Origin of the sequence: Maridesulfovibrio zosterae DSM 11974 (genome assembly GCF_000425265.1) — a bacterium.
Taxonomy (GTDB): Bacteria; Desulfobacterota; Desulfovibrionia; order Desulfovibrionales; family Desulfovibrionaceae; genus Maridesulfovibrio; species Maridesulfovibrio zosterae.
The window spans coordinates 129,398-148,109 of record NZ_AUDC01000010.1 but is presented as its reverse complement, the minus strand read 5'-3'; the positions used below and the strand labels follow the sequence as shown (position 1 = coordinate 148,109).

Annotated in this window: 18 protein-coding genes and 1 tRNA gene; 15 read left to right on the top strand and 4 right to left on the bottom strand. The window is 41.2% G+C overall.

Annotated elements, in window-relative coordinates; translation table 11 throughout:
- Positions 1-77: 77 nt before the first annotated feature.
- The 3 genes from H589_RS0101300 to modA are packed head-to-tail and all read right to left on the bottom strand — an operon-like array spanning position 78 to position 2,172.
- The gene (locus H589_RS0101300; protein ID WP_027720346.1) at positions 78-776 is read right to left on the bottom strand and encodes an ATP-binding cassette domain-containing protein; all 699 of its coding nucleotides are present in this window, start codon (positions 774-776) and stop codon (positions 78-80) included.
- Complete coding sequence (modB, locus tag H589_RS0101295; RefSeq protein WP_027720345.1) at positions 773-1,438, bottom strand: molybdate ABC transporter permease subunit; 666 nt, start codon at positions 1,436-1,438, stop codon at positions 773-775. Before modB ends, H589_RS0101300 begins: the two co-directional genes overlap by 4 nt.
- The gene (gene modA, locus H589_RS0101290; RefSeq protein WP_027720344.1) at positions 1,438-2,172 is read right to left on the bottom strand and encodes a molybdate ABC transporter substrate-binding protein; all 735 of its coding nucleotides are present in this window, start codon (positions 2,170-2,172) and stop codon (positions 1,438-1,440) included. The genes modB and modA overlap by 1 nt, the downstream gene beginning before the upstream one ends.
- A gap of 135 nt (positions 2,173-2,307) precedes the next feature.
- Here modA and H589_RS0101285 point away from each other — a divergent pair, with 135 nt between their 5' ends.
- From H589_RS0101285 to H589_RS0101205, 15 genes are all read left to right on the top strand, one after another.
- Complete coding sequence (locus H589_RS0101285; protein WP_051249580.1) at positions 2,308-3,387, top strand: TOBE domain-containing protein; 1,080 nt, start codon at positions 2,308-2,310, stop codon at positions 3,385-3,387.
- A 220-nt stretch (positions 3,388-3,607) separates the two neighbouring features.
- Positions 3,608-4,684, top strand: coding sequence for an ABC transporter substrate-binding protein (locus tag H589_RS0101280; RefSeq protein ID WP_156891597.1), 1,077 nt, complete (start codon positions 3,608-3,610; stop codon positions 4,682-4,684).
- 129 nt (positions 4,685-4,813) lie between these two features.
- On the top strand, positions 4,814-5,329 hold the full coding sequence (tpx, locus tag H589_RS0101275; RefSeq protein WP_027720341.1) for a thiol peroxidase: 516 nt from the start codon (positions 4,814-4,816) through the stop codon (positions 5,327-5,329).
- Between the two features lie 212 nt (positions 5,330-5,541).
- Positions 5,542-5,617 (top strand) — tRNA-Thr (locus H589_RS0101270).
- A gap of 164 nt (positions 5,618-5,781) precedes the next feature.
- Positions 5,782-6,906, top strand: a complete 1,125-nt coding sequence (locus tag H589_RS0101265; RefSeq protein ID WP_156891594.1) for a hypothetical protein — start codon at positions 5,782-5,784, stop codon at positions 6,904-6,906.
- A gap of 46 nt (positions 6,907-6,952) precedes the next feature.
- Positions 6,953-7,192: a helix-turn-helix transcriptional regulator gene (locus H589_RS0101260; protein ID WP_027720339.1), complete on the top strand. Its 240-nt coding sequence runs from the start codon at positions 6,953-6,955 to the stop codon at positions 7,190-7,192.
- 14 nt (positions 7,193-7,206) lie between these two features.
- Complete coding sequence (locus tag H589_RS20240; protein WP_051249579.1) at positions 7,207-9,246, top strand: bifunctional DNA primase/polymerase; 2,040 nt, start codon at positions 7,207-7,209, stop codon at positions 9,244-9,246.
- Positions 9,247-9,682: 436 nt separating this feature from the next.
- Positions 9,683-10,090: a Rha family transcriptional regulator gene (locus H589_RS18945; RefSeq protein WP_051249578.1), complete on the top strand. Its 408-nt coding sequence runs from the start codon at positions 9,683-9,685 to the stop codon at positions 10,088-10,090.
- A 533-nt stretch (positions 10,091-10,623) separates the two neighbouring features.
- Positions 10,624-11,277, top strand: coding sequence for a dCTP deaminase domain-containing protein (locus tag H589_RS18940; RefSeq protein ID WP_051249577.1), 654 nt, complete (start codon positions 10,624-10,626; stop codon positions 11,275-11,277).
- On the top strand, positions 11,274-12,914 hold the full coding sequence (locus tag H589_RS20235) for a nucleotide kinase domain-containing protein (protein WP_051249576.1): 1,641 nt from the start codon (positions 11,274-11,276) through the stop codon (positions 12,912-12,914). The genes H589_RS18940 and H589_RS20235 overlap by 4 nt, the downstream gene beginning before the upstream one ends.
- Complete coding sequence (locus H589_RS20230; RefSeq protein ID WP_051249575.1) at positions 12,892-13,923, top strand: thymidylate synthase; 1,032 nt, start codon at positions 12,892-12,894, stop codon at positions 13,921-13,923. The genes H589_RS20235 and H589_RS20230 overlap by 23 nt, the downstream gene beginning before the upstream one ends.
- A gap of 110 nt (positions 13,924-14,033) precedes the next feature.
- Positions 14,034-14,501 carry a TIR domain-containing protein gene (locus H589_RS0101220; RefSeq protein ID WP_027720337.1) on the top strand — a complete coding sequence of 156 codons (468 nt, stop codon included), beginning with the start codon at positions 14,034-14,036 and terminating at the stop codon, positions 14,499-14,501.
- Positions 14,501-15,109 carry an Nmad2 family putative nucleotide modification protein gene (locus tag H589_RS0101215; protein ID WP_035074648.1) on the top strand — a complete coding sequence of 203 codons (609 nt, stop codon included), beginning with the start codon at positions 14,501-14,503 and terminating at the stop codon, positions 15,107-15,109. Before H589_RS0101220 ends, H589_RS0101215 begins: the two co-directional genes overlap by 1 nt.
- 30 nt (positions 15,110-15,139) lie before the next feature.
- The gene (locus H589_RS0101210; RefSeq protein ID WP_156891591.1) at positions 15,140-16,435 is read left to right on the top strand and encodes a tetratricopeptide repeat protein; all 1,296 of its coding nucleotides are present in this window, start codon (positions 15,140-15,142) and stop codon (positions 16,433-16,435) included.
- Complete coding sequence (locus H589_RS0101205; protein WP_027720334.1) at positions 16,432-17,778, top strand: tetratricopeptide repeat-containing protein; 1,347 nt, start codon at positions 16,432-16,434, stop codon at positions 17,776-17,778. The genes H589_RS0101210 and H589_RS0101205 overlap by 4 nt, the downstream gene beginning before the upstream one ends.
- 64 nt (positions 17,779-17,842) lie before the next feature.
- On the opposite strand, the gene H589_RS0101200 is transcribed toward H589_RS0101205, so the two are convergent.
- Positions 17,843-18,286, bottom strand: coding sequence for a TIR domain-containing protein (locus tag H589_RS0101200; RefSeq protein WP_169433094.1), 444 nt, complete (start codon positions 18,284-18,286; stop codon positions 17,843-17,845).
- Positions 18,287-18,712: the final 426 nt, after the last annotated feature.

The window sequence follows — 18,712 nt, the reverse complement described above, 5'->3', positions numbered from 1 at the left end:
GATCAAAAAAAGTGGATTGTGTAGTACGTATTCTTTGTGCATGGGGTGTTTGCCTCTGTACTTACATGACAAATCGATCAGACAGCATAACGCATCATTTCCATCACAGGAGCGGGAGTACGCTGCCTTTTGTTTTGTCTTTCAAGCCATTGCGGAGCAGCACATCCATTTTCCATTACGAATATCGAGTCCGCCAGATAGTATGCTTCCTCAAGGTCATGAGTTACATGAATAATCGGGATATTAAGCTCTGCTTTTAACTGCCGGAGTTCTTCGCGTAAATTTTCCCTAGTTGCCACATCAAGTGCAGAGAAAGGTTCGTCGAGTAGTAATAATACTGGTTCACGGGCTAGCGCCTGACAAAATGCAGCTCGCTGCCTTTCTCCGCCGGAGATATTGCTGGGTTTGCTTTCAGCAATATGGGTAATGCCGAATTTGTCCAGAAGTCCCTGTACGCAGTTTTTGTCAGCTGCTGCAAAGGCCACATTTTTACGGACATTTAAATGTGGAAAAAGAGTGTATTCCTGAAAAACAAGTCCAAGTCCCCGTTTTTGAGGCGGAGCAAACTGCTTCTGACTGGTATCATTCCATATTGTATCATTGAGAGTTATAGTCCCTTCATCAGGCTGTTCCAGCCCTGCGATGATTCTGACTAAAGTGCTCTTGCCTGCTCCGGATGGTCCTACAATCGCTGTAAGTGAGCCGGAAGCGCAGGTCATTGACACATCCAGCATGAAATTAGGTAATTTTTTGCGGATATCAAGAGTAAGAGTCATGATCGTCTCCTGCTGATTTTGTTAAGCCTGTTAATAGCAAGCAGGGCCATAAAGCTGACTGGAATGATTGCCAGCGACATATAAAGTGCATCATCATAACGCATTGCTTCAACTGCTTCATAAATGGCAATGGATGCTACTTTAGTGGATCCGGGAATACTTCCTCCCACCATGAGAATAACGCCGAATTCGCCTAAGCTGTGAGCAAAAACAAGCATGGCTGAAGCCGCTAATCCGGGTAGACTGTTTGGGAGTACTACCCGGAAAAAGGTGGCGGTGGAGGAAAGTCCAAGTACAGCTGAATTTTCAAGTAAGCGGATATCAAGCTTTTCAAAAGCTGCGCGCATGGGCTGGACTGCAAATGGCAGATTATAAACCAGTGAAGCCAGTAATACTCCAGAAAAACTGAATACCATCCGTTCTCCGGTGAGCTCTCTCCAGAATCCTCCCAGCGGTCCTTTCGGGCCCATAACAATTAGTAATCCGAACCCGAGGACCGTGGGAGGGAGCACCATGGGGAGAGAGACCACAGCATCAATCAAACTTTTACCCCTGAAGTTGCAAAAGGCCAGAATATAAGCTGCTGGAGCAGCGACAACGGGGATAAACAGCGTTGTCGCTACAGCCAACTTAGCAGAGATATATAACGGATACAGATCCATTAGTCGTATCCGTATTTTTTCTTGATGGAAATTACTTCAGGACTGGAAAGAAAAGTAACAAACTTTTCAACTGCAGCTTTGTTTTTAGAGGATTTAAGAATACAGGCTGCCTGAATAACCGGAGGAGCTTCTTTTACTACAGTAAAGGCTCCCTTTTTACCTACTTCAGTAAATACAGAAGAATAAGCACAGAATCCTGCATCAGCTGCCCCGGTAGATGCAAACTGGAAAGTCTGTGCAATGGATTGGGCATAGACCAGCTCTGGTTTTACTGTATCCCATAGCTTTTCTTTCTTGAGGGCCATCATGGCTGCTGTTCCATAGGGAGCGGTTTCAACGTTTGCGATAGCTACTTTATGTAATTTTTTACTTTTAATAGCTTCCTGCCAACTTTCTTCAGCCAGTTTTTTATCCATTGACCAGAAAACGACTTTTCCCTTTGCGTATACAAATGGTTTTTCAGCCAGGCCTGCATCAAAGAGCTTTTTAGGGCGACGCTCATCAGCGGCAAGAAAAAGATCAAAAGGTGCACCGTTAGTTATCTGAGCGTACAATTTTCCTGTGGATGTGTATGTTGCCTGTACTTCAATGCCGGTTGCTTTTTTAAATGCGGGAATAATTTCCTGCATAGCCGGCATGAAGTTAGCGGCCTGTGCGACCAGTAGATCAGCCGCATTTGCCGACATTGGCAAAGCTAAAAGAAATGCAATGATGAGAGCGTAGATACGTTTCATGTTCAATTCTCCTATTTAGATTGAGGTCTTTCTGAATTTTATTTATCAGTGTTCTATGCTTATGCAGTTAGTAGATAAATATACAAACAAGTCACGGGTTTCTTTAAAAACGTGACTCATCAAAGGGTTATTCTGATGAATAATGAAGTAAAGAAAGGTTCAAAGCATTTGGCAGAAAAGGGACGGCTGGCTCCCGCAGATGTTTTTGATGTTCCGGATAATATAACTCATCTAAATTCCGGAGAACTTCATCGCCTTGAGTCAGAATTCCTCGCATGGAAAAGTCAGTCTACCCGTGCAGACTATATTCGTTCCCGTACCAGAATTTTATGCTTGTTTCTGATATTGCGGCATACTGGAGCCAAGCTAGGTGAAATTTTAGGTATAGATGAGAAAAAGAATATTGAATTAAATCATGCTGTCATAACACTTGGAAAAGGAAAGTTAAAACGTGAAGTCCCTCTGCCGCAAAGTGTCTGCCAGAAGTTGAAAGAACTTATCGAGGGGCCGATGAGTTACGGTCTTGAAGGAAAAGTTTTCCAGCTCGATCCCGGTTATGTGCGTCGTACTTTTTATGAGCGGGCAGAAGCTTGTCAGCTTGAGCGAAGAATGGGTGCTCCCAGCGTATTGCGGCGATCACGGGCTGTTGAACTTTTGCGCAGCGGTGTTCCTTTAGGAGTTGTGCGCAAGGTTCTTGGTCAGTCTTCAGCGGATCTTTCCGCAGTATATCAGGAATGGTCTTCAGGTGATGTTAAGAATATTGTTCGCCGTATGGCCCTTGAAGAAACTGCCCTTAAAACCAGTGCCCGTAATACATTTATAGGACATGTTAAAGAAGTACGCCGTGACGGGATACTGGCTGATGTTGAGTTCACGACCGCCGAGGGAGTAACTATCAGCTCCGTTATCACCCTTGAAAGCCTCTACAAGCTTGATCTTGAGCTTGGGGTCCCTGTCTCGGCTACAGTAAAGGCTCCGCTGGTAGCGGTCCGTCCAATTAAAAAATCAGTTGGCAGTTTAAGAAATTGTGTTGCAGCAACAGTAACTTCTATAAAGCAGACTGAAGTCCTTGCTGAAGTTTCCGGTGAGTCAGAAAATGGTACACAAATGTGTGCGTTGGTAACATCCTGGTCCATTGAGGAGGAGGGGATTGAAGAAGGGATGAAGGTTGAGTTCTGCTTTAAAGCTCTGTCGGTTGTCTTATATGCAGTGTGATTGATACCGGATGTTGGAGCTTCCTATTATTTTTGTTTGGAGCATGATCTTTTTTTCTTGTGGATTTTCTACCGTCTGATATGTTTATTCTTGAACGCTCTTTTTATTTTAATCAACTGATCGTGTTAGCTGAGCTTTAATCCACAGGAATAAGTTGTTGAATAGACCTTTTTATTTTTCAAAATTAATTTTGTTTTTATTTATAATTGCGGTTCTATCTTTGAGCGCAGCGAATAGTCACGCCAAGTCATCAAGTCATGCCAAAAAAATAAGTGTTGTTTTCATTAATCCAGGTATGCAGAATTCTGATAATCCAACAGGTGGTTTTTGGAGAAGGGTATCGGTTGTGATGGAAAAGGCTGCATCTGATTTAAATATTGATCTTGAGGTGCTATATGCCAAGCGAAATCATTTTTTAATGAACCGAATAGCTGAGCACGTTCTTAATCGAAAAAAACTTCCCGATTACATGATGGTGGTAAATGAAAAACTTGCTGCTGGGCGAATTATTCAATTGGCAGATTCAAAAGGGGTGAAGACTTTTAGCTTGCTGGTTGGTTTCTATGGGAAGCAGGGACGGGAAATGGGACAGCCCAGAGTGAAGTATAAAAATTGGATTGGCGGCTTAATTCCTGATAATAAGCGGGCCGGATATGTACTTGCAAAAAGTCTGATAGAACTTGCAAAATCTAAAGGATATTCTGAAAAAAATATTAAGTTTCTTCCTATCGGAGGTGATTTTGCCACGAAAGCTAATCTGGACAGGATTCGAGGACTGGATGAAGCCAAGAATGAATATTCAGGCATAACTTTTTTTCCTGAAAGGCATTGTTTATGGCGTAGAGATGAAGCATTTGAAGTTACATCTAAATTTTTAAATAGGGATCCTTCAATCAATGTAATCTGGGCTGCGAATGATCCAATGGCTTTAGGCGCATTAGAAGCTGCGCAGCGGAAAGGGCTTGCTCCGGGGAAAGATATTTTTGTTGGGGGGATAAATTGGGATACTCCTGCATTGGAAGCTATTAATAAAGGAACACTTGATCTTTCTGTCGGAGGTCATTTTATGGCAGGGGGATTAGGACTGGCAATGATTTTTGATTACCACCATGGATATGATTTTGCCGGACCGGATGGACCGGTTGTTACAGAGAAATTTTTTGCTATTGCTGATAAAAAGAATGTTAAGGATCTAATAAAACAAAGTAATTCTAATAACTGGGGTAGCATTGATTTTAGAAAATTTTCAAAAGTGTACAATAAATCTTTGAAAAATTATAATTACCCTATAAATTAAAAGACCTACAAGCACTCATTACTGGGACATTTGATTGTGGTGACTATCTATATAATTTAGATCATCATTGTAGGCTTTCGGGCTCTGTGGTATTTATAGATTGAAAGTTAAAAAATGGAGTAAAAAATTATGAATGAAAGAACAGGTGTAATTACTTTTCAGGGAAATCCTCTGACTCTCATTGGTGATGAAATCAAAGTTGGCGATAAGGCTCCAAAATTCAGCGCAACTGATAATGGTCTTGCGCCTAAATCGCTTGATGATTACGCAGGTAAAGTGTTGATTCTAAGTGCTGTTCCATCTCTTGATACTCCCGTATGCGACATGGAAACTCGTAGATTCAATACTGAAGCTGCAAGTCTCGGTGACGATGTCAAAATTCTTACTCTGTCCATGGATCTTCCTTTTGCACAGGCCCGCTGGTGCGGAGCTGCAGGTGTTGAAGCTGTGCAGACTCTTTCAGACTACATGAATGCTTCTTTTGGTGAAGCATACGGTGTTCTGATTAAAGAACTTCGTCTACTGAGCAGAGCTGTTTTTGTTGTAGATAAAGGTGGAGTCGTTCAGTACGTACAGTACTTAAAAGAAATTACTGAAGAACCTGATTATGATGCTGCTCTTGAAGCTGCTAAAAAACTGGTTTAAGTAATTCTCAAGAATTATAAAAAGGCCTTAAATTCATTCATGGATTAAGGCCTTTTTTTATGATTACAGTCATTTTTATGATACGTATAAATATGATTGTATCTGAAGTAAGTAATCAAAATGAATAAATTTTAAAAATTTGCCAGAAAAGAGTGGAGTTAGGGCTTGACCCATCAATAACTCACGATATAAATGAAATTACAAAAATAAAGGCCAACGTAGCTCAGTCGGTAGAGCAGCTGATTCGTAACCAGCAGGCCGTCGGTTCAATTCCGATCGTTGGCTCCAGTTAAATCAAGGGTTTACATCGAATAGGTGTAAACCCTTTTCTTGTTTCTAGTAGATTTAGTACCAATTTGGTACCAGTTTTGTGGGCCACATTTACCTTTTGGAGTTTGGGTTTTAAGAGTATCTCAGATTATTACATATTAATTTTTAGCCCTATGTTTTTTATGCTTAAAAGTTGTCGTGAAAAAATCTCTGACTTTGCATCTATCATTGTAGGTCTGCCAAGCTTTATTCGCCTTGTTATGAATAGCGAACCTGAAGGTAAGGTTGAATTTGAAAAGACTGCCAAAGTTGTGTGCAAGATCCTGATAGAATTTGATTCGCTTGAAAAAGCATATGCTCAAGCCCAAAAAAGATACGTTTTAAGGGCCATGACAAGAATTAATACTTTAGCCAAGAAGACGCTTCTCACAGATGGGTTCATTTTCCACCTGATACTTTCTGAAAATAAAATGGTGAGCATCTATCCTAGCTTTGTAACTGTTGAAGGACGTAATTACTATGAGCCGGCAATTAACGGATTCGCAAAAGACAGACTAGCACGCGGTAACTTTCCAAAGGAAATTTTTGTTTCTAATTCATTTTTGGGGGGCCGTAGTTTTTATGAGAAAAGGAGAGTGTTACTTTTTCGGCCTGTTCTTGAAGTATTTATATGTACACAGCTTTTCTTGAATGAGTACAGAAAGGACCGAGTGGTTAAAAAGGAATTTGTCAATAAACTACTGACTTTTAGGAAGGCTTTGAATTCTTGTGCTTACTCTGGCCCCAGTTCACTAGAGGATATTGTACATTTTTTAAATCGCAGAAGAGAAGTTCAAAGGCAGTCCAGTACTATTAGTACAGCACTTGCACATGATTTTTTTGGACAGAAGACAGAAGATAGTGAGACTCCTTTGCAGGATGAACTTCTCGATTTTATAGATGAATTGCAAAGGGAACGTGCTGATTTCAATTTGATAAACATCTACTTGGCTATTGCCATTCATAATCTGCTTGAATCCACTCAGGCGCCTTTTGGCAAATATGATGAATTGTGGGAGTTGATGGGTAATCATTTTAAAAGAGATAATCCTTATCTAACCCGTATTCCCGGCGGGAATAAAATCACAATATTTATAACTGGTGATGTTCTAAGTCATAAAGGTTTGTCGGATATTGTGTCTAAAGATAGTTCAATACAAAAAGTATCTTTCAAAAAGAATAATGGTCCCATAATCAAGGCTATCCTGCCAAAAATAAAGGAATTCTGCGAAGATAAAAAGATCAGGAATATTCCTATTATTCCCTAATCCTTCAGCTACCTTCAGATTAACAAATAAATTTGGAGGTAGCCCAATGGCACGACAAAAGTTAAAAAACTATTCTCAGCAGACAGTTTTCGAGAGCCTTCTTGAAACACTTCCTCCTCTTGTTCCCCGCAAGGATCTTCCCAAATATTTAGGTTCACTGATCAGCACTGGGCATATGGCGAATCTCGATTCCGCCGGACTCGGACCGCAATCTATTAAGATAGGTGGCCGTGTTGTCTATACCCGGGAAAGTCTTGTTCAGTGGCTCGAAGCACGTAGTCAGTAGAGGATATAGATAAGATGCTCCTTACTGATATTAACGGCCTAGACGTTTGCAAGGCGGTTTTGGAATATGCCGCTTTAGGTCTTTCCGTCTTCCCATGTTCAGGAAAACGGCCTTGTGTTTCCGGTGGATTCAAGAGCGCGACTAACGACCTTAATCAAATCACCCAATGGTGGCAGCAATTCCCACAGGCAAATATAGGTAGCCCGACCGGAGCGAATAGTTTTGTTCTGGATATTGATCCACCGCACGGGGAAGAGTCGCTTGCTTTGCTTGAAAGCCAGAACTCACCACTACCCGAAACACTGACCCAGCGAACCGGGAGTGGTGGACGGCATCTATTCTTCATACAGCCTGCCGAAATAGATATCCGCAACTCTGCCAGCAAGATTGGCAAGGGACTCGATATCCGTGGAACTGGCGGTTATATCATCCTGCCGCCATCGGTTCATGCTTCGGGTGATTCCTACCAATGGATAACCGAATGTTCTCCCGCTGAGGCTCCCGCGTGGCTGGTAGAACTTATTCTTAACGGATCATCGTCCAGCTCACAGACAAACCAACCTGCATATGTCCAATCCCTACTGAAGGCTGAGAAAGGAACCCGTAACGATTCTTTAAACAAGGTCGCTTTTCAGGTCGGGAAGGATCTTGCGTCTGGTAAGGCGGATGGCGGGAATGTTGAAGCTATTGCCAAAGCAGCTTTGCAAACAGGCTTGGGACCGCAGGAAGTTCAACGGACTCTTCAGAGCGGAGTTCAGGCCGGGAAGAAAGTTGTTGAAGAAAGCAATCCGTATTCAGGGCTAAACACCTCAGCGTGGCCGATCCCGGACAAAGCGGTCTTTTACGGCTTTGCTGGAGAGTTTGCTGAGTTCGCGGTGGAGAAGTCTGAAGCTGATCCTATTGCCGTTCTTGCAACCTTTCTTTGCAGGTTTGGCGTTGAGGTAGGGCAGTCTCCGCACATGTTTGCCGGAGAAAAGCAATACAGTCGGATTAATGCCGTGCTGGTCGGGCAGAGCTCAAAAGCACGTAAAGGCACTTCATCTATTCCTATTCGGGAACTGTTCGCCTTCAATGAAAAGGAATGGATTCCGGCGCAGATTTCTCAAGGTCCGCTTTCTAGCGGTGAGGGGCTTATTCATGCCATTCGTGACCCGGAATTGAAATATCACGTGGATAAAAGCACCGGAGTTGGCGAACAGATTACGATGGACCCTGGAGTTGAAGACAAACGTCTTTTTATTCTTGATCAGGAATTTGCCGGGGCTCTGGCTTGTACAAAGCGGGAAGGCAACACGCTTTCGACTATTGTCCGTACCCTGTTTGATGGCGGAACCATCGAGCCGCTGACCAAAACAAGTAAGCTGGTGGCAACAGATCCTCATGTTGCCATTACTACTCACATTACTTTGCAGGAGCTGCACGCCCGACTTGATCGGGTTGAGATCTTCAACGGCTTTGCAAATCGTTTTCTCTGGCTCTGCGTTCGCAGAACTAAATTGATTCCTTTCCCTGAACCTTTGGATAGTCAGCAGGTGAAGGAGTTTCAAAAGAAGCTCCTTCACCTGCTGGAGGCATCAAAAAGTCGTGCCCAGATGGATTTTGATTCTGATGCCAAAAAGGAATGGGGAAACATATATCCGCTGTTGGCGAAAGAACGAGCAGACCTGCTTGGTTCGGTGCTTAATCGCTCCGAAGCTTATGTCCGGCGTATTGCGTTGATTTACGCCTTGCTTGATGGAAGTGACTGCGTTCGGCTCCCTCATTTGAAAGCGGCTCTTGCTCTCTGGGATTATTGCGAACAGTCAGCGCGGTTCATCTTTGCCGGACTGGAGAGTGATTCGACTTGCCAGAAGATTATGGACGCTTTGGAGGAGTCTGGCGGAAAGCTGGATACTTCCGGTCTGTATAAATTTTTCGGAAACCACATCTCAAAACGAAAGATGACCGTGGCCCTGAACAACCTCCTTGCCAGCAAAAATATTCGAGTTGAGGAATTGAAGCCGCAAGGAGGAGGACGACCACGAAAAATATTTTATTTATGCGAAAAAAGCTAATTTTGCGAATTTACTCAAAGTGCGTTGCGAGTAAGTTCGCAAAATTCGCGCTGAAAAAGAAAAAATGACTCAAACAACGCGGCCTATCAAAAACATAAGGAGGTGATGGGTAATGGCAATTTCGTCGCTGTTTCAAATTTATCTGAGCTGAAGCTTACACACCTAGATTATAGGAGATTTTTGATTATTATCGGTTATTATTGAAGATTCTCCTTAAATCTCACCAGAATAACCTAAAATAACGCATATTCTCCCGGAGTTCGAAGGCAGGACAGGTAAGGTGGGCCCACTTTTTCAAAGCGGTTGACCTTACGTCCTGCACAGCCTTGGGGCTGAGATGGACTTATTCACCTTCGGTTCAACGCAAATTGCTGGCGAAATTCAGAACTCCTGAATTTCGCGATGGTATTAACTGTAAACAATGTAGAGTGAAAATATGAATGGAAAAGGAATTAAAAACGATAAGCTGTCTGTCTTTAGCAAATTGATAATCGAAAACGGTAAGCCGATGGTTTCCTCTTTAGTCGTGGCTGAGTTGTTTCAACTGGAGCATAAGAGCGTCTTGCAAGCTATTCGCTATCTTGAAATTCCTGATGAATTTAACGAGCGCAATTTTGCGCCCGCATCAATTGAGGTTGAAAAGCCGAATGGAGAAAAAATTAAGGAGTCGTCCTGCTACATGACCCGTGACGGTTTCACTCTGCTCGCCATGGAAACTATCGGTAAGAAATCCATTGAGTGTACGATCAGTTTTTTTGAAGCTTTCAACGACATGGATGAGCGGCTGAAGGGGGAGCTAGCAAAAATGCAATTATACGTACGAAAAGGCTATCCTGTTCAGTGACAATAGAAAGGGTGAACTTAAGGAACAGCATCAGGAGCTAACAAGCATCAACGCGCAAATAGCAATCCAGAAGAAGAAAGAATGCAAATTCACGAAATGGGACATCAACGCTTCCCCAAAGGGATAAAGTTGAAAATAGCCAAAACAAATAGGGACCCGCCAGCCGTTTTGCTAACGAGGTAGATCATGAACGAGTTAAGTCGGAGCTTCTCTGAGACATTAAGTCGTTTAAGCGAAGAACAGCAGCAAAGGCTGAAAAATCAAGATCACAAGATAGCCGAGCTGGAACAGGAGGTCCAAGGTTGCCGGGATTTGCTGAGCGGATTGGAAGGTCTTTGAGCGAGTTGTCAAAGCTATAGATATTAAGAAGTCAAAGGATAGAATGAAGTGAAAAACAATAAGATTAAGGCCGACTCTGTAAGTCTAATTCTACCTTTGACGTGAACTGTTTCATAGGGGTATGTAAACGCAGCAGTAGAAAATGGGCTGGTTTGCCCGTACATTTCATATCGCTTTTTTTATTAGGAGTTGTGATGTCGTTTTGGAGTTCTGAGACTATACGCGAACGAGTGAAGAGTGAAGTTCTAGTTACCCCCTTCTCTCCTGACAATGTTAAAAATTGTGCCTATGAACTAATGCTTGGTAGTGAATATTATTCGACAGGTAATGGTGTTAAAGTCAAAAAACGCCTTCACAAAGGAGAACAGATAACAATCCCTCCAGGGCAGTTTGCTTTATTGCTTACTAGGGAGCATGTGAAAATCCCAGATGATGCTATTGGGTTAATCTCAATAAAAGCAGGCATTAAATTTAAGGGACTTGTGAACGTGTCCGGATTTCATGTTGATCCTGGGTATAACGGACGGATTTTGTTCTCTGTATATAATGCTGGCAATCAAGATATTCCTTTGACCCAAGAAAAAGTGTATTTTTTACTGTGGTTTTGTGATTTAGACCACAAAACAGACGATTTGTATGACGGTGGAAAAGTCGATATTTCTGATAGTCACGTGAATGCAATTCAAGGGAATGTTGCATCTCCAGCTCAGTTGCATTCGCGCTTAGAACTTCTTGAAAAGCAAGTAAAAACTTGGAAATGGGTTGGTGCGACTCTTTTCGGTGCTGTGATCTCTATTCTTGCAGCACTCATTAGTGGAGTCGCTCTTAAACTCTTAAGTAATTCATGAAACAGTTACCTTTATTTGAAAATAATAATCTTTATGTCTTTGAAGGGCCAGATGGTGTTGGTAAATCAACTTTATGTGAGATGGTTGCCAGCTATTTGAGCTCTATTGGTATCGCCAATACAGTGATTTCTTTTCCTGGGCAGGAGCGAGGAAGTCTTGGTAAAGTTGTTCATGATATTCACCATGAACAACTTACAACTTTGACTGAAGACATCCACCCTGCGAGTTTACAAATTCTTCATCTTGCTTCGCACATAGATCAATTGGAACAATACATAAGACCAGCTCTTGAGAAAGGGATGATAGTCTTGCTTGATCGTTATTGGTGGTCTCTCTATGCATACGGAATGGTAAATAAAGTTTCGAAAGATCTGCTTCATTCTTTGATTACAATTGAGAAAAAATTCTGGGGTTCAGCAAAGCCCAAAAAAATTTTTTATATTACAAAAGAGGATGTTCTCAAAAGTTCAAAACTAGCGATTGACCTTGATCAAAAATATAAAGAGCTGATCAAAAAAAGTTCCGATGAGGTGAGGCTTATAGAGAACAATTCTACGATTAAAGAAGCCTTTGAGGCTGTTGTTTCTGGAATTGCTATAGGTAAAAAAAATGATCAGTTTAGGGCTGGACGATCATATTCAAATGCAAAGATTATTCCCCCTTCAAGATTAAAAGATAGTCTTAATCCGACAGTTGTTTATGACACTTACTGGAAGTTCGCGGTCAAAAGACAAGAAATATTTTTCCGTAGGCAAAATGAAAGAAGAGGGCCTTGGACTACCGATGAAATTCTTTTAAAACATAAGTTTACCAACGCTTACCGCGCTTCTGACAGAGTCAGCCAGTATTTAATCAAGAATGTTATTTACTCAGGCTCTCAGAGCCCAAAGGAGCTTTTTTTTAGGGTATTACTTTTCAAATTTTTCAATAAGATTGAAACGTGGGAGCTTTTAAAATCTAAGTTTGAGGAACTTACATATTCTGATTTTTCGTTTGCGGCCTATGATGAGGTACTAACTAAGGCAATTTCTCAAGGAAGGAGGATTTATTCTGCTGCTTATATCATGCCCTCTGGAGGAAGGAATTCCCCTTATAAAAAAAAGCATAGAATGCATTTGGACCTCTTGCAGCGAATGGTAAAAGAAGACTTACCCGGAAAAATTGTGGATTCTCCTTCAATGGAAAGCGCATTTAAGTTGATCCGTAATTATCCTTCAATTGGAGACTTTCTCGCTTATCAGTATGTTACAGATATAAATTACAGCACACTAACCGATTTTTCAGAAGAAGAGTTCGTAATTCCCGGTCCTGGAGCTAAAAGCGGTATAAAAAAATGTTTTCGCCCTACAAAGAAAATATCAGATGCTGACATAATTAGACTGGTTATGGATGAACAAGAAAACGAGTTTGAAAGACTGGGGCTGGATTTTAAAGACTTGTGGGGAAGAAGGCTTAAGTTAATTGATTGCCAGAACCTTTTTTGTGAGACTGACAAGTATGCCCGAATAGCTCACCCTGAAGTCGAAGGTGTTTCTAATCGAACAAGAATTAAACAAAAATTTACCCCCTCACCTAAAGGGATAATATATTGGTTTCCGCCAAAATGGGGATTGAATGACAAAATCTCAAACGATTAATGTTCCAACTCAGCTTTTTTATGGAACTGGGGCTAACGATGTATGGCTTAAGGCGATGGTTCATTTTGAGAAATCAAATGATTCTAGGTCGCATGATAGCCGTTTAGGAAAAATCGTAGAATCCCTTCATGCTAATTTTAATATTGCTGATCCGAGGCAAAGGTGGGTTTTGTCTCGTCGTCCCGCAATCAGTCCTGCTTTTGCGATTGCTGAGATTGTATGGATTCTTTCTGGAAGTAATGACGCAGAGTTTCTTAATTTTTGGAATCCAGCTTTACCTAAATTTATGGGGTACGATGAATATTACCATGGGGCATATGGGTATAGGATTAGAAATCAGTTTGTTTTTGATCAGCTGGAGCGTGCTTATCAGACTTTGAAGAAAAACCCAGCAACTCGGCAAGTTGTTATTCAAATATGGAACTCTGAAAAGGATTTTCCTGATGTCGACGGTTCTCCTATGTCGGCTGATATTCCCTGTAATATTTGTTCAATGCCAAAAGTTCGGGATGGAAGATTAGAGTGGCTTCAGGTTATGCGCAGCAATGATCTGTACCGAGGCACGCCGTACAATGTCATTCAGTTTACAACGATCCAGGAAGTTTTAGCAGGATGGCTCGGTCTTGAGTTGGGGGCATATCATCAAATAAGTGATAGCCTTCATATTTACTGTTCTGATCTTGATGAGCTCACTTATTGCGACTCCTTCATACCCTGCAATACGGATTCTCTTTCGTTGCCAAAAGATAAGTTTGATATAGTTTTTAAACAATTGCATGCTTCTGTGAGGAAACTAGCTTCGAAAGAACTGACAGTGAATTCATTTAAATCCATTTGTTCAAAAATTGATTTGCCGATAGCTTATATGAATTTGTTTTATATTTGTGCTGCTGATGCAGCTAGACGTCATAAATGGTTCGAAGAGATGGACCAAGTCGCTGAAAAGTGTACCAATAGACTACTAACTATGGCTTGGGATAATTGGAAAAATAGGTGGAAAAACCGATAGATCGTGTGTTTATAGTTTTTTGTATTATCCTCGACTAGACGCGGTTGTCTTTGCGGTGTAATAATGGTGCCGCTTGAAAGTATTTACAACCACTTAAGTCGGGGGATTGTATGGCTGAAAAGAACGCCTTTATAAGTCATTACAGCAAGGATGACGAGCATATTCAAAAATTAAAAGGCTTGTTAGGTGGAAAGGATTACACTTTAAAGAATAGCTCCATAGACAGCACAAAGCCTAATGCTGCAAAGAATGAAGATTATATTAAATCAATGTTGAGAGACCGGATTCGGTGGGCTAGTACGGTTGTTGTTTTAGTCGGCCCCAGAACACATACTCGCGATTGGGTGAATTGGGAAATAGATCAAGCTCAAAAAATGGGTAAACGGATAGTTGGGGTCTATATAAACGGCGCAATCGGAGAAAATATTCCCGAAAAATTGAAAGAATATGGGAATGCCCTTGTCGGCTGGACTGCTGATAATATAATTGGGGCCATAGAAGGCACTATAAATACATTTATAAATCCCGATGGAAGTGATTGGAAAAGTCCATACACTATTGGTAGGGAGACTTGCTGATGCAGGGGTTCTCATACGTCATACCAAGAGATTACGGCTTTGCTCCAAATCCTTTCGGATGGTGTTGTTCTTTAGCAACATGTAAGCCTAATATTCGCAGAGGGGCTAGTGTAGGGGATTGGGTGATTGCTCTAGGCTCTGCTAAGCATAATCTTCAAGGCTCGCTTGTTTGTTTGATGAAAGTTTCTGAGAAAATAACTTTTGATGCTTATTGGAGTGATCCAAGATTTCAATATAAAAAGGCAAATATGGATGGAAGCCTTATCCAGGCTTGGGGAGATAATATTTATCACCAAGAGAATGGAGCCTGGGTTCAGGAGAACTCACATCATAGTTTGGAAAATGGTCAAGTTAACGAACATAATCTGAATAGGGACACAGGTGTTGATGCCGTGCTTCTTTCAGATTATTTTTTTTATTTTGGCGGAAACGCTAAATTTTTGCCCACGGAGATCTTCAATAAAATTAAAATTGTGAGAGGCTTTAAAAGGATTTCAGAAGAAGACGTGAATGAACTAGTGACGTTTATTGAAAATGAGTTTGAAGCCGGGTTGGTTGGAAATCCTTTACAATTCAATAGTTTTGAGCGCTACGATGGTGTTTCATAGATATTTCCAGTTTGATTAGGAGAATTCATTTTGCCCTATTCTCGAATTTGTTTTGTGGTGATGCCTTTTGGAGAAAAAGAAGTCGACGGAAAGCTTATCGATTTCGAGGCTATTTATTCGGATATCTTTTTGCCAGCCATTCAGGCTGTAGAACTACCAGAAGGTGGAAGACTTGCCCCCCGTAGAGCCGATACGGACTTCTTCGCAGGAATAATCTCGCAAGGTATGTTTGAATATATTGAATATTCTCGACTTGTTTTTACTGATTTGACGGGTTTAAATCCAAATGTCCTTTATGAGTTAGGGCATAGGCATAGAGCTAGACAAGCCGGAACAGTTATCTTTAGGCAGTCTGAGTCACCTATCCCCTTTGATCTGAATCAAGTACGCTTTTTCCCTTACGAATTTGAACCAGCTGAACAGGCTGAAGAGTCCCGTAAGCTCATAACTAAGGTTATTTCTGAGACATTGAAGCGCAACAGATTGGATAGTCCTATTCAACAAATTTTACAGCTACAGGAAGATGGGGATCGTTCGACAGATGAGTTACGTCGTAAGGCTGAGGAGGCTTTGTTGAATCAAGATCCTCATACAGCGGTGACACATCTAAAGGAGGCTGTGAGTGTGTCTCCTCAAAACGCAAAGCTACAGCTAGAACTTGGGCTAATGTATCGTGAATTAAGCCAGTGGGAGGATGCCCTCAACTGTTTTAAAAAATCAACCGAAGCTTGTGGTGGTTATTCAGAGGCATGGCGAGAAAGAGGGATCGCTGAAAATAAATTGTTTTGCAAAAATGAATCTGAGGATTTGACTGTTAGTGGAGAATCATCACTTCGTCATGCTCTGAAGCTCGACCCTATGGATTTTGACGCCCTTTCTTCTCTTGGCGGAGTATTGAAAAGGGCAAACCAATTAGAAGAGGCATTTCAATGTTATTTTGATGCAGCAGAAATATCTAATGGTAATTCATATCCGCTGCTGAATGCATTGAAAATTAAGGGTAAATTGTTAGGTGCAATGGCTCTTAGCCCTAAGGATAAATTTTTGCTGCAAAGAGCAAATAAGAGCTTGAGTGTTCAGGTCTCTAATGACCAGCCATACAATGTGCCGTGGTCTTTTTTTGATCTTGCTGAGGTCTGCTGCTTTCTTGGAGATAAAGAAGGCGCGCTTAAAGCTGTAGATGACGGATTTCTCGTTGCTGAAGGCTGGCAGGTTAAAACTTTTTTTGAATCATTAAGCTTGTTGTCGGGTATAGCAGGGGAATTCGAAGTTTTTCCTGAATTGTTGGAACGAGTAGAAGGTTCAATGGAGTTTTTCGCTATATGAGCAATGAACATTTATTGGAAGTTAGAAATAATGGTGCTGAAGCCGCAATCATTTTCCTTCATGGTTTTTCAGGTAACTTAGAGGCGACTTGGCGCAGTTTTTATGGATATGTAATTGATGATCCGCTTTTTAATAGTTGGGATGTATATTCATTAGGATACCCCAGCAATCCCATGCCCGGAGTTAATTGGTGGCGTACTGATCCTCCGATTAGTATGATTTCAAAATTTATTTCGGCGCAAGTTACTCACTTAAATTTAGCTAAATACAAAGTGTTAAAAATTGTTGCCCATAGTATGGGGGGGCTTGTTGCTCAAAGTATCTGCGCAAATTCATTAGAGGTTGCTGGAAAAGTTGCTGGAATAATTCATTACGGGACGCCCAGCAATGGACTGAAGAAAGCAAAATTATTTGGTTTTTTGAATCCACAAATCCGCGATATGAAATGGAAAAGTCCATTTATCATGTCTCTGCGTGGCGAGTGGGATAAATTGCAGACTAGTAGCCATAGATTAAATTTTTTATCCGTAGCAGGAATGAGTGATGATTTCGTTCCTGAGCAATCTTCTCTTGCTCCTTTTCCTAAAGAAAATCATTTTGTTATTCCCGGAGATCACTTGGAGATTGTACGGCCACAATCAAGTCATTCTTATCCAATAGAAGCATTTAAAGTTCTTTTTTTTGGTGGAGACTATTCTCTCAGCCCTTCATTGTCCGCCGCTCAAGCAGTAGAACGGAAAGAGTTTGAAAAGGCCATTGAGCTGTATCGTTCCTGTTATGCTGATCTAGATAATGAAGCTTTTCGGCTATATGCGCTTGCCTTGGATTCCTTGGGTTTTGCCGAAAAGGCCATTAATGTTTTGGAGGAGAGCCATGAGAGAGGGACTGACTTCCGTGGTATTCTTGCTGGTAGATACAAACGAAGGTGGCGAAATTCTGGCAGAAGTATGAAAGATGCTGATCGTGCTTGTGAGCTTTACTTGGATGCCTATAAAGAGTCTGAAAGTAACAGAGATTATGGGCAATGCTACTACCATGCTATAAATTTAGCATTCATGGAGTTTGTTTATAGAAAGGATAAAATGAAAGCAGCCAGATGGGCAAGGCAGGCAAAGGACTATGCTGAAAATGATCTTTACTCGGCTTGGGCCCTGGCTACATGTGCTGAAGCTTTAATATACATGGGTGATATAAAAGGGGGGCTTGAAGTATATGACAAAGCATTTCACGATACCCGTTTTGGACCGCGAGAATTGATGTCCATGCTTTGGCAGCTATCAGAGATAAATGAGTTGATGCGAAATGAAGATGTTGAAAGGTGGATAGCTTCGGTTACAAGTTAATTCAAGTTAAATGCATAAAAACGCCACACAACAATGATGTTGATGTGTGGCGTTTTTATGCAGCTTAGTAGAGGCGTTTGCCGGGGAAGTCTTCTTTTCGAGCTAAGTTATACAGTCCCAAAAATTCTTGACCAACAAAGCTGCTATATTGATTTTCTACAATAGGTAATATTTTGACTAACTGGTTACCTTTGTTTCCGTGAAAATATCCCAATTCCCAAGGCATCCATTTTGAAGACGAGGAAGTTGTGGAAGTTGCGAAAATTAATTGAGTAGATTCATCCATCCTTTTTCGTAACAAATCGGCAGTTGTTGATGTGACAGAACTGCGATCAAGATGGATATCGACAATCCAGTCTACATAGACAGAATAGCCTTTGTTTACGAGATAACCATGAAGACTGCGAATATACTGTCTGTCGTTGTAGTTATGTGAAATAAAAAAATCAAAAGAGCGATATGACTGTGTTGATGCATGTAATGATTCATATATGGGCTTACTTCTCATGGCGGTTTTGCTTAGTTGAGAATATGTCGAATATTCGTTCAGTTCGGACTTAGTAAAAAAAGCCATTGTGTCTCCTTTGGTATTTGCGGGTGAATGCTATTATTATAGTTGCTCTGGGAAGATAGCTGTTTTGAGTCGGTTCTGTAAATGGATGAACTGAACTGTTCTATTTTAAGTCTTAATTCTTTAGATGAAAATTATGCCTTACGGTAATGGATACCCCTACTCCACAAGAGTATTCTTAGGCAATTCAACCGACGAGTGTCACTATTCGTTTGTGAAAACTGAAATTGTCTTTTTAAGTACACTGAATTCGTATGCTACACATGGGTGCGGGAATAAAATTTTGCAATCAATTTTGAGGTGAGCGATATAATGAGGAATTTGGAGATTTTGGATTATTGATGCTGTTTATGGTTTATTGAG

What these genes read in the sequence shown, in the direction of transcription:
- H589_RS0101220 (WP_027720337.1), top strand. Translation starts at nt 14,034, where the DNA reads ATGGCTGAAAAGAACGCCTTTATAAGTCATTACAGCAAGGATGACGAG.
- modA (WP_027720344.1), bottom strand. Translation starts at nt 2,172, where the DNA reads ATGAAACGTATCTACGCTCTCATCATTGCATTTCTTTTAGCTTTGCCA.
- tpx (WP_027720341.1), top strand. Translation starts at nt 4,814, where the DNA reads ATGAATGAAAGAACAGGTGTAATTACTTTTCAGGGAAATCCTCTGACT.
- H589_RS0101260 (WP_027720339.1), top strand. Translation starts at nt 6,953, where the DNA reads ATGGCACGACAAAAGTTAAAAAACTATTCTCAGCAGACAGTTTTCGAG.
- modB (WP_027720345.1), bottom strand. Translation starts at nt 1,438, where the DNA reads ATGGATCTGTATCCGTTATATATCTCTGCTAAGTTGGCTGTAGCGACA.
- H589_RS0101285 (WP_051249580.1), top strand. Translation starts at nt 2,308, where the DNA reads ATGAATAATGAAGTAAAGAAAGGTTCAAAGCATTTGGCAGAAAAGGGA.
- H589_RS0101215 (WP_035074648.1), top strand. Translation starts at nt 14,501, where the DNA reads ATGCAGGGGTTCTCATACGTCATACCAAGAGATTACGGCTTTGCTCCA.
- H589_RS0101265 (WP_156891594.1), top strand. Translation starts at nt 5,782, where the DNA reads ATGCTTAAAAGTTGTCGTGAAAAAATCTCTGACTTTGCATCTATCATT.
- H589_RS20240 (WP_051249579.1), top strand. Translation starts at nt 7,207, where the DNA reads ATGCTCCTTACTGATATTAACGGCCTAGACGTTTGCAAGGCGGTTTTG.
- H589_RS18940 (WP_051249577.1), top strand. Translation starts at nt 10,624, where the DNA reads ATGTCGTTTTGGAGTTCTGAGACTATACGCGAACGAGTGAAGAGTGAA.
- H589_RS0101300 (WP_027720346.1), bottom strand. Translation starts at nt 776, where the DNA reads ATGACTCTTACTCTTGATATCCGCAAAAAATTACCTAATTTCATGCTG.
- H589_RS20230 (WP_051249575.1), top strand. Translation starts at nt 12,892, where the DNA reads ATGACAAAATCTCAAACGATTAATGTTCCAACTCAGCTTTTTTATGGA.
- H589_RS20235 (WP_051249576.1), top strand. Translation starts at nt 11,274, where the DNA reads ATGAAACAGTTACCTTTATTTGAAAATAATAATCTTTATGTCTTTGAA.
- H589_RS18945 (WP_051249578.1), top strand. Translation starts at nt 9,683, where the DNA reads ATGAATGGAAAAGGAATTAAAAACGATAAGCTGTCTGTCTTTAGCAAA.
- H589_RS0101200 (WP_169433094.1), bottom strand. Translation starts at nt 18,286, where the DNA reads ATGAGAAGTAAGCCCATATATGAATCATTACATGCATCAACACAGTCA.
- H589_RS0101205 (WP_027720334.1), top strand. Translation starts at nt 16,432, where the DNA reads ATGAGCAATGAACATTTATTGGAAGTTAGAAATAATGGTGCTGAAGCC.